This is a genomic window from Stappia sp. ABD4_338, assembly GCF_056312175.1.
In genome coordinates this window covers 3,289,599-3,304,019 of the sequence record NZ_CM149982.1, presented here as the reverse complement: position 1 = coordinate 3,304,019, position 14,421 = coordinate 3,289,599, and the positions used below count along the sequence as shown (strand labels likewise).

The window sequence follows — 14,421 nt, the reverse complement described above, 5'->3', positions numbered from 1 at the left end:
CTTTCTTAGCTCTCTCTGTCGTCCTGCTCATCAATGATCCCGACGAGGATCATTCTCTTTGGTTCTTTGGAACGATCACGGACATAGTAGGCTTGAACGAAAGTCTGCTTTTTATTCATTTCTTGCATTATTCTGGTCCGTAGGCGCTCTTTAATATCTGTTGGGACATTAAAAGGAACTAAGTCGTGTGATGATGTGAGTCTTAATTTTCCCCACCCAGTTTCTTTGTTGTATTGAACGATATCGACGCGAATGGCTGTGATCTGGTCATCAACCTTTGAGACGATGACTTCTTCAGCCATCTCTCGATCCAAATATAGAAAACGTCGCGGCGACTCTTTGGACGTTTCATCGAATATTTCAAGTGTATTAGCTGATCTTCGGAGTGCGGTAGCCATTTCCGAAACTAAAGGGGCGGCCATTGCCAAAAGTTTCTCCTGCCTCGCAGCATCAATCCTCGTTATTTGCGCTTCAGTTTCGTGGAGCAAACGTTCTCTTTCAAGTTCTGCAATTCGTTTCTCTAGGTATTTTGAGTGCTTTTCACTTGTTTCTTTTAAATCTATTTGCTGCCTCTCGATGAGGTGAAGCGCTTTTTGAATCGTTTCTGAGTCATTGTTATTGATTTCCCCGAACTGTTCAGCGATCGCCTTCTGGGCATTGAGGGCCTCGACAACCTCGCTACCATTCGTCTTGCCTAGGATGCGTTCAAAGGCGTAAGACATAAGAGTTCCAATAGGTGCTGTTATGAATACTTCAGACGCTGCCATAACAAAGGGGACCAAAATTGATATGTCAAATGAGCCGTTCTGATGGGTCGCTAACAGTGCATCAGTATTTGTCTTGTCGGTAATTCGTTTATTGAAGCGACCATGATTCTGGAACTGTATCAGCTTGGTGGTCAGTCTAGCAGCTGCGTATTGAAACCTCGCGGCTTCATAAAAATTGAGATGGTGCTCTGTCGATAGCGCGCCTTCAAAATGAAATCTGATCTTTTCCACAATGACACCCGATAGACTGAAAATGTAAGTTATTTTTGAGTTCATTTTCCGATTTTGTCAACTAATGGTAGGCTCTAATATTTAAAAATTTCAACTGGGTTACTCTTGTTTATTCGTGTTGGTGGGTCTTCGGTATGCTGAACGGGAGCGGTGGCTATTTATTGGCGGTTGTATCAGCGGATCGATTCGGAAGGTACTCGCCGAGTCCGATACTCCTCCCTACATCTTTCTCGCGGGTTGCCCGCGCATTCCCCTTTGCGGGGGCATCGCGCGATGGTAAATGGGCGCGCATGAGCACCAAGACGATCTCCGACATCCGCAATTTCTCCATCGTGGCGCATATCGACCACGGCAAATCGACTCTGGCCGACCGCCTGATCCAGATGACGGGCACGCTGACGGAGCGCGAGATGAAGGAGCAGGTGCTCGACTCCATGGACATCGAGCGCGAGCGCGGCATCACCATCAAGGCCCAGACCGTCCGCCTGATCTACAAGGCCAAGGACGGCAAGCAGTACAAGCTGAACCTCATCGACACGCCCGGTCACGTGGACTTCGCCTATGAGGTCTCGCGCTCGCTGGCCGCCGTCGAGGGATCGCTGCTGGTCGTGGATGCCAGCCAGGGCGTGGAGGCCCAGACGCTCGCCAACGTCTACCAGGCCATCGAGAACGACCACGAGATCGTGCCCGTGCTCAACAAGGTGGACCTGCCGGCGGCGGAGCCCGAGCGCATCAAGGAGCAGATCGAGGACGTGATCGGCCTCGACGCGTCCGACGCGGTGCTGATCTCCGCCAAGACGGGGCTCGGCGTCGAGGACGTCCTGGAGGCGATCGTGACCCGGCTTCCCGCGCCCGAGGGCGACGTGGACGCGCCGCTCAAGGCGCTGCTGGTGGACAGCTGGTACGACACCTATCTCGGCGTCATGGTGCTGGTGCGCATCATCGACGGAAGGCTCAAGAAGGGCCAGAAGATCAAGATGCTGGGCACGGGCGCCAGCTACGAGATCGACCGCGTCGGCGTCATGACGCCAAAGCTGCTCAACACCGACGAACTCGGCCCCGGCGAGATCGGCGTGATCACCGGCTCGATCAAGGAGGTGGCCGACACACGGGTCGGCGACACGATCACCGACGACCGCAAGCCGTGCGCCGAGGCGCTTCCCGGCTTCAAACCGGCCCAGCCCGTGGTGTTCTGCGGCCTGTTCCCGGTCGATGCCAACGACTTCGAGGACCTGCGCGCCGCCATGGGCAAGCTGCGGCTGAACGATGCCTCCTTCTCCTTCGAGATGGAGACCTCGGCGGCGCTTGGCTTCGGTTTCCGCTGCGGCTTCCTGGGCCTGCTGCATCTGGAGATCATCCAGGAGCGCCTGGAGCGCGAGTTCGATCTCGACCTGATCGCCACCGCGCCCTCGGTCGTCTACCGCATGAACCTCACCGACGGCACCATGAAGGAGCTGCACAACCCGGCCGACATGCCCGACGTGGTGAAGATCGACACCATCGAGGAGCCGTGGATCCGCGCCACCATCATGACGCCGGACGAGTTCCTGGGGTCGATCCTGACGCTTTGTCAGGAGCGGCGCGGCATCCAGATCGACCTCAATTATGTCGGCTCGCGCGCCATGGTCACCTATGACCTGCCGCTCAACGAGGTGGTGTTCGACTTCTACGACCGGCTGAAGTCGATCTCCAAGGGTTATGCCTCCTTCGACTACCAGATCTCGGACTACCGCGAGGGCGACCTCGTGCGCATGTCGATCCTGGTCAACGCCGAGCCGGTGGACGCGCTGTCGACGCTGGTGCACCGCTCCCAGGCGGAGCGCCGGGGCAGGGCCATGTGCGAGAAGCTCAAGGACCTGATCCCGCGCCACATGTTCAAGATCCCGATCCAGGCCGCCATCGGTGCCCGGGTGATCGCGCGCGAGACCATCGCGGCGCTGAGGAAGGACGTGACCGCCAAGTGTTACGGCGGTGATGCGACGCGAAAGCGCAAGCTTCTCGAGAAGCAGAAGGAAGGCAAGAAGAAGATGCGGCAGTTCGGCAAGGTCGAAATTCCGCAGGAAGCCTTCATCAAGGCGCTCAAGATGGACAGTTGATCTCTCGCGGATTGAATTCCCCTTCCTGCAGTCCCATATAACGAGAGCGGCCCCTTGCGGGCCGCTCTTATGCATTCAGGCGTTGTGTCCGGGTGCTTTGTGCCGCCTCCCTTGCAAAACGGGATCGCGGTCACCATTTCTTAACGGTGTCTGTTCATCATCGGATACTCGACATGCCGCTCCCGGCGGTGTCGTACGCCTGTAACACCCTCGATGCACAAAGGCTCAGGGGCTACCGAACCGGACAGGGCCGCTAGCGCGGTCCCGGCAAGGAAGCACTGCAGGGCGAGGCCGAAGTCCAGGTTTCCGCGCGGAGGATGCGGAACGGGACACCGGCCGGGATCCGGGAGTCGCGCCTGAAAACGACAATGCGCGAACCGGCCGCCCGGTGCATGTGCCCCGTTCCGGTCGATGAACAGGCTGTCGTGAACGCTCTAATCAACGATAAGAAAGAGATGACTATGGAACTTGGTAACGTGAAGTGGTTCGACATGAAGACCGGTATCGGCCAGATCGAGCCCAATGAAGGTGATTTCGTCGAGGTCAACATGGCCGCGCTTCGCAAGTCGGGCGTCCGCGCCCTGCGCGAGGGCGAACTGGTCGCGTATGATCTCGCCTATGCGCGCGGTCGCTCCATGGCGGAGAACCTGCGCGTCCTCTGATCGGCCTGAAGGGACGGGCGGGGCGAAGCGCGCGCCTGTGGCGCGGCGCAAAACCCGCCGGACCCGCGGGACTTTCGAAGACCGAACGACGCGAACGGCGTGGCGCAGGTGCGACCACGCCGTTCCTGTATCTGCCCTCCCGAAAAGCCGGCTCAGCCATCCTCTTGCGAACGCATGAGCCGTCGCAATCGCAACATGGCCACGAGACCGAGGGCCGGGCCGGCCGCCAGAAGCAGGATCATGGCCTGCCAGCCAAGCAGTCTGGCGAGCACGGGCGTGGCCTGCACCGTCACGAAGGTGAGGGCGAAGCCGAGCGCCGTTTGCAGCGTCATGATGCTTCCGGCGTGCCGGGGAGCGGCGAAATCGGCGACCAGCGCCGAAAACTGCGGTGAATCCGGCGCGATCGTCAGGCCCCAGAACAGGAAGGCCGCCGCGACGATCACCGGTGGACCGCCGAAGGCAAACGCGCAAAAGACCGCGCTGGCGAGGCTGCCGGCGAGCGCGGTGATGGCCACCGTCTCCTTGCCGATGCGATCGGCGACATAGCCGCCGGCGATGCAGCCGATGCCGCCAAGCGCGACCGCGAGGAAGGTCAGAAGGCGCGCGCCGAAAAGAGCGTCCTCTTCCGGCATCAGCGTTGCGAAGGACGCGCCGAGGGCCGCGCCCGCCCATGTCCACATGGCGTAAAGCTCCCACATGTGACCGAAGTAGCCGAGGAACGCGAGGCGGATCCGCCTGTTTCGCCAGGCCTCGCCGACGACGGTGGGGTCGAACCGGCGCGCGGTGGCGTGATGCGGGCCGAGACCCACGAACAGCGCGAGCACGGCGGCGAAAAGTGCCGCGAGCGAGGCGAGCGACACGGTGAGCCGCCAGTCGGTCCCGCCGCCAAGGGCGAAAAGATGCGGAACGGCGGAGCCGATCGTGACCGCCCCGACGAGAATTCCGACCAGAAAGCCACGGTCGCGCAGGCCCCAGCCGACCGCGATCTTCATTCCCACGGGATAGACGCCGGCAAGAAGGGCACCGGTGGCGATACGTGCCGCGATTGCCGTGCCGCTGCCGACGGGCACGACGATCAGCGTGGCGTTGATCGCTCCGGCCAGCGCCGCGCAAAGCGCGAACAGCCGCCCCGGATGCAGCCGGTCCGGCAGTCCGAGCACGGCGGAGGCCAGGGCGCCGGCGACGAAGCCGATCTGCACGCCGCTGGACAGAAGCGCCTGGCGCATGGGTGAGATTGCCCGTTCGGCCAGCATTTCCGGCAGGATGGCGGCGGACACGAACCACAGCGACAAAGCCGCGATCACCGCCGTTGCGAGCAGCGAGAGCGCGAGGGCCTTTGCATGGGGCGGGGCGGAACGGGGCGGTGTCATGCGTGGTGTCGGTCCGCGGGAAGTGTGGGCGCAGGAGCGGGCAAGAGGATCACCCGGGTGTCTTCAAGTCCAGCCCCCGGCGTGTCGGGGCGGAGGTGCTCCGCATGCGTTGCGGTCCGGCTGTCGGACGGGGATGAGGCTGGCTTTTCGATTGACTGGCATTTTGTTTCGCTTGAATGTCCAAACCGGCAATTAAGGAAACAAAACGAACATCTCGGAGGCGACGCGTGGGTGAGGGTGTGAAGGGTTCCCGGGGCCTGGTCCTGGCAATCGACCAGGGCACGACCTCGAGCCGGGCAATCGTGTTCGACGGCAGTTTTCGGGCGGTGGCCAGCGCGCAGCAGGAGTTTGCGCAGCATTTTCCGCGCTCGGGCTGGGTCGAGCACGAGCCCGAGGATCTGTGGACCTCGACGCTGGCGGTGTGTCGCGAGGCGCTTGAACAGGTCGACGGCGGAGCGTCCGCGATCGCGGCGGTGGGCATCACCAACCAGCGCGAGACGACGCTGGTGTGGAACCGCAAGACCGGCGAGCCGGTGCACCGGGCAATCGTCTGGCAGGACCGGCGGACGGCGTCGGTCTGCGCGAGACTGAAGGAGGCCGGCCACGAGGACACGGTGGCGGCCAAGTCCGGCCTCTTGCTCGATCCCTATTTTTCCGGCACGAAACTCGCCTGGATCCTCGACAATGTCGAAGGGGCACGCGCGGCTGCCCAGGCCGGGGACCTGCTGTTTGGAACCGTCGACACCTGGCTGATGTGGAAGCTGACCGGCGGGCGCTCCCATGTCACCGATGCGACCAATGCCTCGCGCACGCTGCTCTACAACATCGACGACAATTGCTGGGACGAGGAGCTTTGCGGCCTGCTCGACGTGCCCATGTCGATGCTTCCCCAGGTGAAGGACAGTTCGGACGAGTTCGGCATTGTCGATGCCGCGCACTTCGGCGCCGAACTGCCGATTCTCGGCGTTGCCGGCGATCAGCAGGCGGCCACCGTCGGGCAGGCCTGTTTCGCGCCCGGCATGGTCAAGTCCACCTACGGAACGGGCTGCTTCGCGCTGATCAACACCGGAGCGTCGCGGGTCACCTCGCGCAACAGGCTGTTGTCGACCATCGCCTACAGGCTGGAGGGCAAGACCACCTACGCGCTGGAGGGGTCGATCTTCGTTGCCGGAAGCGCGGTGCAATGGCTGCGCGACGGCCTGGGGATCATCGAGGAGGCCTCGCAGACGCAGGAGCTCGCGGCTGGCTCCGATCCGGCGAACCGGCTGTATCTGGTCCCGGCTTTCGTCGGCCTTGGCGCACCCTACTGGGATCCCGACGCGCGCGGCGCCCTCTTCGGCCTGACGCGGGCGAGCGGGCCGGCGGACTTCTGCCGCGCGGCGCTTGAAAGCGTCGGCTATCAGACCCGGGACCTGATCGACGCCATGCGTGACGATGCGGCCCACCTGGCGCACACCGCAAAGGACGGCATCGTGCTGCGCGTCGATGGCGGCATGACCGCGTCCGACTGGACGATGCAGTTTCTCTCCGACATCCTCGGCGCGCCGGTGGACCGGCCTCAGGTGCTGGAGACGACCGCGCTGGGCGCCGCCTGGCTTGCGGGACAGAAGGCGGGCGTGTGGCCGGGCATGGAGGCGTTCGCGGAGGACTGGCGGCTCGACCGGCGGTTCGAGCCCGATCTCGATGAACCTGCCCGAAAGGTGCTCTACGAGGGCTGGCAGGACGCGGTGCGGCGCACGCGCACCAACTGAGCCGACGACGACAAAAGGCTTTTCCTGGCCGGCGGTCTTCCTTTGGAAGGCCGCCGGTTTTCGTTGATGCAGAAACGTTGACCACGGAGGTGTCCGCCGAGTATGTTGACTTTGTCAATATATGAGGGGAATAGGCAACATGGCGCCGGAACGGGTTCGTGACGGGGAGATCGCCGCCGTACGGCAGTTCAACCGCTTCCATACGCGCCTTGTCGGCGCCTTGAACGAGCATCTGCTTGCCTCAAGATTTTCGCTCGCCCAGTCGCGGATCCTTCACGAGGTGGCCAGCGCGCCGGCCGCCTCGCCGCCTTCCGCGCGTGAACTCGGCGAGGCCCTGCGGATGGATGCGGGATATGTCAGCCGCCTGCTGAGTGGCCTCGAGGCCGACGGGCTGGTGCAGCGCACGCCGTCGCCGGAAAACGGCAAGCGGCTGGCGTTGAGCCTGACCGAGCAGGGGCGGGAGGTTTATGCCGTGCTCGATGCCGCGTCGGCGGCCGAGGTTGCCGCCCTTCTCGAACCGCTTCAGGAGGGGGAAAGGGCACTGCTGACCGGAGCCATGACCCGGATCCGGAGGATCCTCGGCGACTTGCCCGACGCACGCACCTTCATCCTGCGCGAACCGCGCCCGGGAGACCTCGGGTTCGTCATTCATCGTCAGGCCACGCTCTATGCGAAGGAGTATGGGTTCGACTGGACCTTCGAGGGGCTGCTGTCCGAGATCACGGGCAAGTTCGTGAAGGACTTCGATCCGTCGGGCGAACGGTGCTGGATCGCGGAAATGGAAGGCGAGGTGGTCGGTTCGGTTTTCGTCGTGCGACAGGACGCGGAGACCGCCAAGCTGAGGATGCTCTATGTCGATCCGGCCGCGCGCGGGCGCGGTCTCGGCCGCAGTCTCGTGGAGGAATGCCTGCGGTTTGCCGCCGATTGCGGCTACAAGCGCATGGTTCTGTGGACCAACGACAACCTCGTTGCCGCGCTCAGGATCTACCAGGCGACGGGCTTCGAGCTTCTCGAACAGGAGCGGCATCACAGCTTTGGCCAGGATCTGGTCGGTCAGATATGGGGGCGTGACCTGTGACGCGTGCTCTGGTTGCGTCCATTGTCACCGGTTTTCAGGTCGGCGCGGCTCTTGTCGCCAGCGAAGCGGTGGTCGCGGACGTCGGAGCCGGCCGCCTCGGCTTCCTGCGGTATGCCATCGCGTTGACACTGATCGTTCCCGTAGCACTGAACGCACGTGGTCCCGGTGTCGCGCGCCGCGACTTCCTGCCCGTCGCCCTCATCGGGATCGGCCAGTTCGGTGTTCTGGTGGCACTGCTGAACGTGGCGGTTCTCCACGCGGGGTCGCCGCGCGTGGCGCTTGTCTTCGCGACGCTTCCGGTGGTCACGCTTGTGCTCGGTCTCGGGTTCGCCGGCGGGCGGGTGTCCCGCCTCGAGTTCGGTTCCATCCTCCTGTCGGTGGTCGGGGTTGGCGTGCTGCTGGGAGGCGACGCGCTGGGCGGACGTCTTGGCCCCTCCGACTGGACAGGACTTTCCTGCGCCGGCGGCGCGACGCTCATTGGTGCCCTGTGCTCGCATCTCTATCGTCCCTACCTGCAACGCAACGGCGTGACGCAGGTCGGCATGATCGCCATGGCTGCGTCGCTTCTGCCGCTCGGTCTCATGAGCCTCGCGGAGGGCGGCGGCGTCCCGATCGGGCAATGGTCGACGCGGACACTGGTCCTGCTTGGCTTTGTCGGCGTTTCCAGCGGCTTCGGCTTCATCTTGTGGCTCTACGCGCTCACCCACCTGCAGGCAGCGGTCGTCACGGCCTTTCTCGGCCTCAGTCCGGTCACGGCGACGGTGCTTGCCGTGCTCTTCCTGGGAGCCACCCCTTCGGCCACCCAGGTTGGAGCGGTGGCGCTGGTCGTCGGAAGTCTCGTCGCGATCGCCTTCGCGCAAAGGCGCTCCCGGTCCCTCGCGGTCGCCGTGCCCGCGCCCGGGTCCGCCGACTGAGGCGGGCGCGGTGCGGTCGAGCACCGGCCATGGCCGGCTGGCGGGAATGTGAAGTCGGGGCGGTTTCCCCCGCGGGCATCGCGTGGTTCACTGTCGTGTCGGGTTTCAGCGGGAGTGATGGCCGTGCACGGATCCGCCTGCCTTGTCCTGTCCCTTTTTCTGGCTCTCGCGCTTGTCGGGGTCGTCCGGCCCGCGCTGGCGGAAGAGGTCGATCTGGAACTGGTGCTTCTCGCTGACAGCACCGGCTCGATCGACGACGCGGAAATCCGTTTCCAGAGAAAAGGCTATGCCGACGCGATCACCGATCCTCTCGTGCTTTCGGCGATTGCCGACAATGCCTACGGCAAGATCGCCGTCACCTATGTGGAGTGGGGCAATGCCATGTCGCAGGATGTGGTCGTGGGCTGGACGATAATCGACGGCCCCGCGTCGGCGTCAGCGTTCGCCCGGTCGTTGATGGCCGCTCCCCGCCGTGCCTACGGGCGAAATGCCATCGGCTCTGCCCTGCTGAAGGGCAAGGCACTGATCGAGGAAAACGACATCACCGGCCTGAGGCGGGTGATCGATCTCTCGGCCGACAGCGCCAACACCTGGAGCGGCCCGCCACTGGAGACGGTGCGGGCGGAAGTGGTCGCCTCCGGCATCGTCATCAACGGACTGGCCGTGCTGTGCAGGCACTGCTCCGGACGCCCGGCTTCCTACGATCTGGAGCTGGCATTCGCGGAAAGGATCATCGGCGGTCCCGGCGCATTTGTCGTGACCGCCGACAGCACCGCGACATTCGCCGGCGCGGTGCGCAAGAAGCTGATCCTGGAAATCGCGGACGCGGGGCCGCGCCGCGCTCTCGCCCGGCTGGGGAACAGGGCGGGCGACGCGCCGGTGCGTTTCCCCCGCTGAGCGGCGCTTCAGCGCCAGCCGTCGCGGTGAAGAGCGGCAAGGGCCGCGCGGTAATCGGGGAAGCGGAACCTGTAGCCCAGTTCCTCCTTCACGCGCGCATTGGAGACGCGCTTGTTCTCGCCGTAGAAGGAACGCGCCATCGGCGACAGGTCCGCCGTTTCGAAATCCTGTTCCGGCGGCGGCGCGACGCCGAGCAGTTCGGCCGCATGGGCGACCACATCCTGGGGCGGGGCGGGTTCGTCGTCGGTGACGTTGAAGATCCGCGTCGACGGCTCGCGCGAAACGGCGGCCATCAGCGCGCCGGCGATGTCGTCCACGTGGATGCGGTTGAACACCTGTCCAGGCTTGACCAGGCGCCGCGCCTTGCCCTTTTCGAAGTTGACGAAGGCATTGCGCCCCGGGCCGTAGATCCCCGAGAGGCGGAAGATCTGAACCGGAATGCCGGTCTTCCGGGAAAGCATGAGCCAGGCGTTTTCCGCCGCCACCCGCTGATGCGAACGCTTGGAGACCGGCATCACCGGCGTGTCCTCGTCTACCCAGGCGCCATCGTGATTGCCGTAGACGCCGACCGTGGAGAGGTAGCCGATCCATCCGGGACGGGCCGCTTCCAGGTCATCGCGATGATGCAGCAGCACCGGGTCGCCTTCCGTGTCGGGGGCGATGGACACCAGAACATGTGTCGCCCGGGCAAGAGCCTCCGCGATGCCGTCCCCCTTTTTCGTGCCGTCGAAGAGGAAGGGCGTGATCCCTTGCGCCCGCATGGCCTCGGCCTTCTCCGGGCTGCGTGTCGTCGCGCCGATCCAGTCGAAGCGATCCTTCGCCTCGCGGACGAAGGCGCTGGCGGAAAAGCCGAGACCGAAGACGAAAAGACGCATGAAAACCTCGCAGGGTGGAATGGAACGTAAAAGGCTTCCCGGTCGAACCTCGTGCGCTTGCCTCAAAGGTCCAGGGCGTCGCGCCTGATCTCGTAGAGCATGACGGCGGTGGCGACCGCGAGATTGAGGCTGTCGGCCTGTCCGACCTGCGGAATGCGGGCAATCGCGTTGCAGGCCTCGGCCATGTCGTCGGGAAGCCCCGCCTGTTCGTTGCCCATGAGCAGCATGACGGGCCCGCGATAGGCGATCTTGCGATAGTCGGTCGATCCCTTGAGATGGGTCCCCACCAGCGTGCCCGGCCAGGATGTGGCGCGGTCACGGAAGGCGGCGCGCGTCATGCGCGCCAGCGGCACATGGAAAAGCGAGCCCATCGTCGCGCGAACGGTCTCCACCGAGAAGGGGTCGGTGGTCTCGCCGACCAGGATGACACCCTTGGCGCCGACCGCGTCCGCGGTACGGATGATCGTGCCCAGATTTCCGGGGTCACGCACGTGGTCGAGCGCGATCCACACGTCCTGGGCTCCGGCGGCGGAAAGTGCCTCGGAAAGAACCCTGTCGGACTGGGTGCGCTGCTCGTAGACGCCGACCACCATCTGAGGGTTGTCGCGTCGTGTCATGGCCGCGAGAACGGCCGTGGTGACTTCCAGGATCGTCGCACCGCGCGCGCGTGCCCGTGCCGCCACCTCGCGCGCGGCGTCGCTCTCGCGTGCCTCCGGCCCCATGACCAGCATGTCGACGGTCCAGCCGGCCTCGAGCGCATCGGCGGCAAGCTTCAGCCCCTCCGCGACGAACCGTCCGGTCTTCTGCCGGTGCTTGCGCTGGGCGACGAGGGCCTTGATGTCCTTCACCAGCGGATTGGAAAAGGAGGTGACCTGTTTCACCGTGCCGGCACGCCGGGTCTCGGACGGCCCCTGGGAGCGCGTGCTCATTTGCTGCTCCAGCGCGAAAAGAGGGAGGTCGAGAGCGCCCGCGCGCCGTCTTCCGTGGTGAGGACGAGTTCGCCCGATTCCAGCCGCCCGCCGCGTGTCTCGAGCGTTTCGGCCATCAACTCGTGCAGGGCGACGAAGCTCGAGCGGATCGCATAGGCGGTCAGGATGAGAAAACCGGCGTTCGGCGAGAGGAGCTTCTCCACCATGGGCAGAAGCTCGGGCAGGCTCTGGTAGAGGTCCCAGACCTCTCCCTTGGGGCCTCGCCCGTATTTCGGCGGGTCGAGAAGGATGCCGTCATAGGTGTTGCCGCGCTTGATCTCGCGGGCGACGAACTTGGTCGCGTCCTCGCAGATCCAGCGCACGGGGAGGTGCTCCAGTCCCGAAAGCTCCTGATTTTCCCGCGCCCAGCCGATGGCCTTCTTCGAGGCGTCGATATGGGTGACATGGGCACCCGCGGCGGCGGGAACCAGCGAGGCCAGGCCCGTGTAGCCGAAGAGGTTGAGAATGCGCGGCGGCTCCGCGCCCGGCCGGGCCGCGTCACGGGCGACGCGCTCGGCCATCCATTGCCAGTGGGCGGCCTGCTCGGGAAACACGCCGACATGGCGGAACGACATGAAGCGGCCCAGAAAGCGCACGTCGTGGAAGGCCATCTTCCATGTCTCCGGCAGATCGCGGTTGAGCCGCCAGCGGCCGGGGCCGTCGTCCTCGTCGTTGCCGGTGAAGACCGCGTCCGCCTCGCGCCAGCGCCCTTCGGAAAGGCGCGGACGGCCCATGGCCTGCGGTTCGGGCCGGTCCACGACGATGCCGCCATACCGTTCCAGCTTGCGGCCGTGGCCGAAGTCGAGAAGGGCGTAGTCGCTCCAGCCGCGCGTCTCCAGGATCGTCGGCCAGGCGGAGACGGGGGGCGAGCCGGCATCGGCGTGAAGCGGGGACGGACTTGCGGGCGAGGGCATGGGCCGGTGTCTTTCGGGTCGTCGTGTCGTACGGTGCGTCTGTTGTGGCCGTTCGCTTAGGACGGCGCGGCGTCGGGGTCAATCACCGGCAGCGCGGGCGCGGTCTTCCCGTCGGTGCGGCGGGACGCAACAGGTTGCGCAACATGCCGACCCCGATGCGACGAAAGTTCGGACGTTTTCATCGTCAAGGCCTTGAAAGCACCCGCAGCCTTCGCCAATCTGCTAGAAGTCATAAAGCACGTGCCGGACCCAGGCTGTCAGAACCAAGGTGCCGGTATCGGCAGAACTGACGCCATTCGGATCGGGTCCCATTGCCGGAGGAAACGACTGATGGATTTATCTGGCGAGTACCGGATCACGGCGCCGCGGGACAAGGTCTGGGCGGCGCTCAATGATGCCGACGTCCTGCGCCGATGCATCCCCGGATGCCAGGAACTCGAAAAGACGTCCGACACGCAGATGTCGGCGTCGGTGGTCGCGAAGATCGGCCCCGTCAAGGCGACGTTCAAGGGCGAGGTCACGCTCGAGAACCTCAATCCCCCCGAGAGCTACACGATCGTTGGCGAGGGCAAGGGCGGCGTCGCCGGCTTTGCCAAGGGCTCGGCCGACGTGAACCTGGCCGAGGACGGTGAGGAGACGGTTCTCACCTATACGGTGAAGGCCCAGGTCGGGGGCAAGCTCGCCCAGCTTGGCAGCCGTCTCATCGTCTCCACCTCGCGCAAGATGGCGGACGAGTTCTTCGGCAACTTCAAGGAAATCGTCGAAGGTGGCGGGGAGGGCGAGGCAGCGCCTGCCGCCGCTCCCGCGACCGCCGCTGCGGCAACGACCGCTTCCGCCTCGCAGGATACCGGGGCCGCCGGTGAGGACGACGAACTCGATCCGGGCCTTGCCGAAGAGGCGAAGACCCGCGCAATGGAGGCTCTGCCCGACACGATGGGCAAGGCGGTTCACGACGTCGAGGAGCAGGTGGAAAAGAGTTTCCACGAGGCCGAGGCGGAAGTCGAGACGGCCGCCGCGCGCGGTGCCTTCGGCGGGCCCATGGTCTGGGGCCTGATCGCGCTCGGCGCGCTGATCGTGGTGCTGGCGCTCATGAGTTCGTGAGCCTGGCGCCCTGGATGTTTTCCTCCGTGCCGCGCGCGTGACGCACGGTACGGGGTTGTTTTTGCGATGGCGGTGCCGGTGTGCCGCCGTCGCGACCGAAACCAAGCCGGCCGCGAGGCACAGTCGCCGCCGGCGGTCAGAATTCGGATGTCTGGGAGGAAGAGCATGTCGAAAGTCTCAATGACGGTGAATGGGCGCAGCGTGTCCCGCGAGATCGAGGACCGCACGCTTCTGGTGGAGCTGCTGCGTGACGGCCTCGGGATGACGGGCACCCATGTCGGTTGCGACACGTCCCAGTGCGGCGCCTGCGTGGTGCATGTGGACGGCAAGGCGGTGAAGTCCTGCACCATGCTGGCGGCCCAGGCCGACGGCAGCGAGGTCGTGACCATCGAGGGGCTGGCGCGGAATGGCGAACTGCATCCGGTGCAGGCGGCCTTCAAGGAGCATCACGGCCTTCAGTGCGGGTTCTGTACGCCGGGCATGATCATGGCCGCCGTCGACATGATCGACCGTCTTGGCGGACCGCTGGACGAGGCCACGATCCGTGCCGAGCTCGAGGGCAACATCTGTCGCTGTACGGGCTATCACAACATCGTCAAGGCCATTGCCGCCGCGAGCGAGCAGATCGCGGGAATGCGCACCGCCGCCGAATGAGACGCTCCGCCCGCGCCGCCGCGCGGACGGAGGAGTCCGGCATGAGGCCCGCGCCCGGGTGCGGGAGGTCGCCGGACCGGATCACGCAATCGGAGTAAGGGAGGCGCGTGCCCGCGGGAGGAGACCGGGGCCGGCCTTCGCAG

13 protein-coding genes are annotated in these 14,421 nt (G+C 64.7%); 8 read left to right on the top strand and 5 right to left on the bottom strand.

Features of this window, described 5'->3' with window-relative positions:
- Nucleotides 1-5 precede the first annotated feature (5 nt).
- On the bottom strand, nucleotides 6-1,043 hold the full coding sequence (locus ACYX4S_RS14875) for a hypothetical protein (protein ID WP_476360755.1): 1,038 nt from the start codon (nucleotides 1,041-1,043) through the stop codon (nucleotides 6-8).
- Between the two features lie 245 nt (nucleotides 1,044-1,288).
- On the opposite strand from ACYX4S_RS14875, the gene lepA reads away from it, so the two are divergent.
- Both lepA and ACYX4S_RS14865 read left to right on the top strand, forming a co-directional pair.
- Entirely contained in the window at nucleotides 1,289-3,094 is a 1,806-nt protein-coding gene (gene lepA, locus ACYX4S_RS14870; RefSeq protein WP_293720232.1) for a translation elongation factor 4, read from the top strand.
- 461 nt (nucleotides 3,095-3,555) lie between these two features.
- Nucleotides 3,556-3,756: a cold-shock protein gene (locus ACYX4S_RS14865; protein ID WP_293720231.1), complete on the top strand. Its 201-nt coding sequence runs from the start codon at nucleotides 3,556-3,558 to the stop codon at nucleotides 3,754-3,756.
- Between the two features lie 152 nt (nucleotides 3,757-3,908).
- Here ACYX4S_RS14865 and ACYX4S_RS14860 read toward each other — a convergent pair whose 3' ends face one another.
- Nucleotides 3,909-5,126 (bottom strand): MFS transporter, encoded by a 1,218-nt coding sequence (locus ACYX4S_RS14860; RefSeq protein WP_476360754.1) that lies wholly within the window; start codon nucleotides 5,124-5,126, stop codon nucleotides 3,909-3,911.
- A 227-nt stretch (nucleotides 5,127-5,353) separates the two neighbouring features.
- On the opposite strand from ACYX4S_RS14860, the gene glpK reads away from it, so the two are divergent.
- The 4 genes from glpK (at nucleotide 5,354) to ACYX4S_RS14840 (ending at nucleotide 9,766) form a co-directional block, all read left to right on the top strand.
- Nucleotides 5,354-6,877 (top strand): glycerol kinase GlpK, encoded by a 1,524-nt coding sequence (glpK, locus tag ACYX4S_RS14855; RefSeq protein ID WP_476360753.1) that lies wholly within the window; start codon nucleotides 5,354-5,356, stop codon nucleotides 6,875-6,877.
- 139 nt (nucleotides 6,878-7,016) lie between these two features.
- Nucleotides 7,017-7,955 (top strand): bifunctional helix-turn-helix transcriptional regulator/GNAT family N-acetyltransferase, encoded by a 939-nt coding sequence (locus tag ACYX4S_RS14850; RefSeq protein ID WP_476360752.1) that lies wholly within the window; start codon nucleotides 7,017-7,019, stop codon nucleotides 7,953-7,955.
- Nucleotides 7,952-8,869 carry a DMT family transporter gene (locus tag ACYX4S_RS14845; protein WP_476360751.1) on the top strand — a complete coding sequence of 306 codons (918 nt, stop codon included), beginning with the start codon at nucleotides 7,952-7,954 and terminating at the stop codon, nucleotides 8,867-8,869. Before ACYX4S_RS14850 ends, ACYX4S_RS14845 begins: the two co-directional genes overlap by 4 nt.
- A gap of 123 nt (nucleotides 8,870-8,992) precedes the next feature.
- Nucleotides 8,993-9,766 carry a DUF1194 domain-containing protein gene (locus tag ACYX4S_RS14840; protein ID WP_476360750.1) on the top strand — a complete coding sequence of 258 codons (774 nt, stop codon included), beginning with the start codon at nucleotides 8,993-8,995 and terminating at the stop codon, nucleotides 9,764-9,766.
- Nucleotides 9,767-9,774: 8 nt separating this feature from the next.
- Here the strand turns inward: ACYX4S_RS14840 and ACYX4S_RS14835 are convergent, their stop codons facing one another.
- The 3 genes from ACYX4S_RS14835 to ACYX4S_RS14825 form a co-directional block, all read right to left on the bottom strand.
- Nucleotides 9,775-10,641 (bottom strand): SDR family oxidoreductase, encoded by an 867-nt coding sequence (locus ACYX4S_RS14835; protein WP_476360749.1) that lies wholly within the window; start codon nucleotides 10,639-10,641, stop codon nucleotides 9,775-9,777.
- Nucleotides 10,642-10,703: 62 nt separating this feature from the next.
- Entirely contained in the window at nucleotides 10,704-11,570 is an 867-nt protein-coding gene (locus ACYX4S_RS14830) for a TrmH family RNA methyltransferase (protein WP_476360748.1), read from the bottom strand.
- On the bottom strand, nucleotides 11,567-12,523 hold the full coding sequence (locus tag ACYX4S_RS14825; protein ID WP_422067857.1) for a class I SAM-dependent methyltransferase: 957 nt from the start codon (nucleotides 12,521-12,523) through the stop codon (nucleotides 11,567-11,569). The genes ACYX4S_RS14830 and ACYX4S_RS14825 overlap by 4 nt, the downstream gene beginning before the upstream one ends.
- A gap of 330 nt (nucleotides 12,524-12,853) precedes the next feature.
- On the opposite strand from ACYX4S_RS14825, the gene ACYX4S_RS14820 reads away from it, so the two are divergent.
- Together ACYX4S_RS14820 and ACYX4S_RS14815 are read left to right on the top strand one after the other, a co-directional pair.
- Complete coding sequence (locus tag ACYX4S_RS14820) at nucleotides 12,854-13,624, top strand: SRPBCC family protein (protein WP_422067858.1); 771 nt, start codon at nucleotides 12,854-12,856, stop codon at nucleotides 13,622-13,624.
- Between the two features lie 165 nt (nucleotides 13,625-13,789).
- Nucleotides 13,790-14,278 carry a (2Fe-2S)-binding protein gene (locus ACYX4S_RS14815; protein ID WP_422067859.1) on the top strand — a complete coding sequence of 163 codons (489 nt, stop codon included), beginning with the start codon at nucleotides 13,790-13,792 and terminating at the stop codon, nucleotides 14,276-14,278.
- The last annotated feature ends 143 nt before the right edge of the window (nucleotides 14,279-14,421 follow it).

Excerpts from the sequence above, each read along its gene's own strand:
- ACYX4S_RS14830 (WP_476360748.1), bottom strand. The coding sequence starts at position 11,570 with ATGAGCACGCGCTCCCAGGGGCCGTCCGAGACCCGGCGTGCCGGCACG.
- ACYX4S_RS14875 (WP_476360755.1), bottom strand. The coding sequence starts at position 1,043 with ATGAACTCAAAAATAACTTACATTTTCAGTCTATCGGGTGTCATTGTG.
- ACYX4S_RS14860 (WP_476360754.1), bottom strand. The coding sequence starts at position 5,126 with ATGACACCGCCCCGTTCCGCCCCGCCCCATGCAAAGGCCCTCGCGCTC.
- ACYX4S_RS14835 (WP_476360749.1), bottom strand. The coding sequence starts at position 10,641 with ATGCGTCTTTTCGTCTTCGGTCTCGGCTTTTCCGCCAGCGCCTTCGTC.
- ACYX4S_RS14865 (WP_293720231.1), top strand. The coding sequence starts at position 3,556 with ATGGAACTTGGTAACGTGAAGTGGTTCGACATGAAGACCGGTATCGGC.
- ACYX4S_RS14820 (WP_422067858.1), top strand. The coding sequence starts at position 12,854 with ATGGATTTATCTGGCGAGTACCGGATCACGGCGCCGCGGGACAAGGTC.
- ACYX4S_RS14850 (WP_476360752.1), top strand. The coding sequence starts at position 7,017 with ATGGCGCCGGAACGGGTTCGTGACGGGGAGATCGCCGCCGTACGGCAG.
- lepA (WP_293720232.1), top strand. The coding sequence starts at position 1,289 with ATGAGCACCAAGACGATCTCCGACATCCGCAATTTCTCCATCGTGGCG.
- ACYX4S_RS14825 (WP_422067857.1), bottom strand. The coding sequence starts at position 12,523 with ATGCCCTCGCCCGCAAGTCCGTCCCCGCTTCACGCCGATGCCGGCTCG.
- ACYX4S_RS14815 (WP_422067859.1), top strand. The coding sequence starts at position 13,790 with ATGTCGAAAGTCTCAATGACGGTGAATGGGCGCAGCGTGTCCCGCGAG.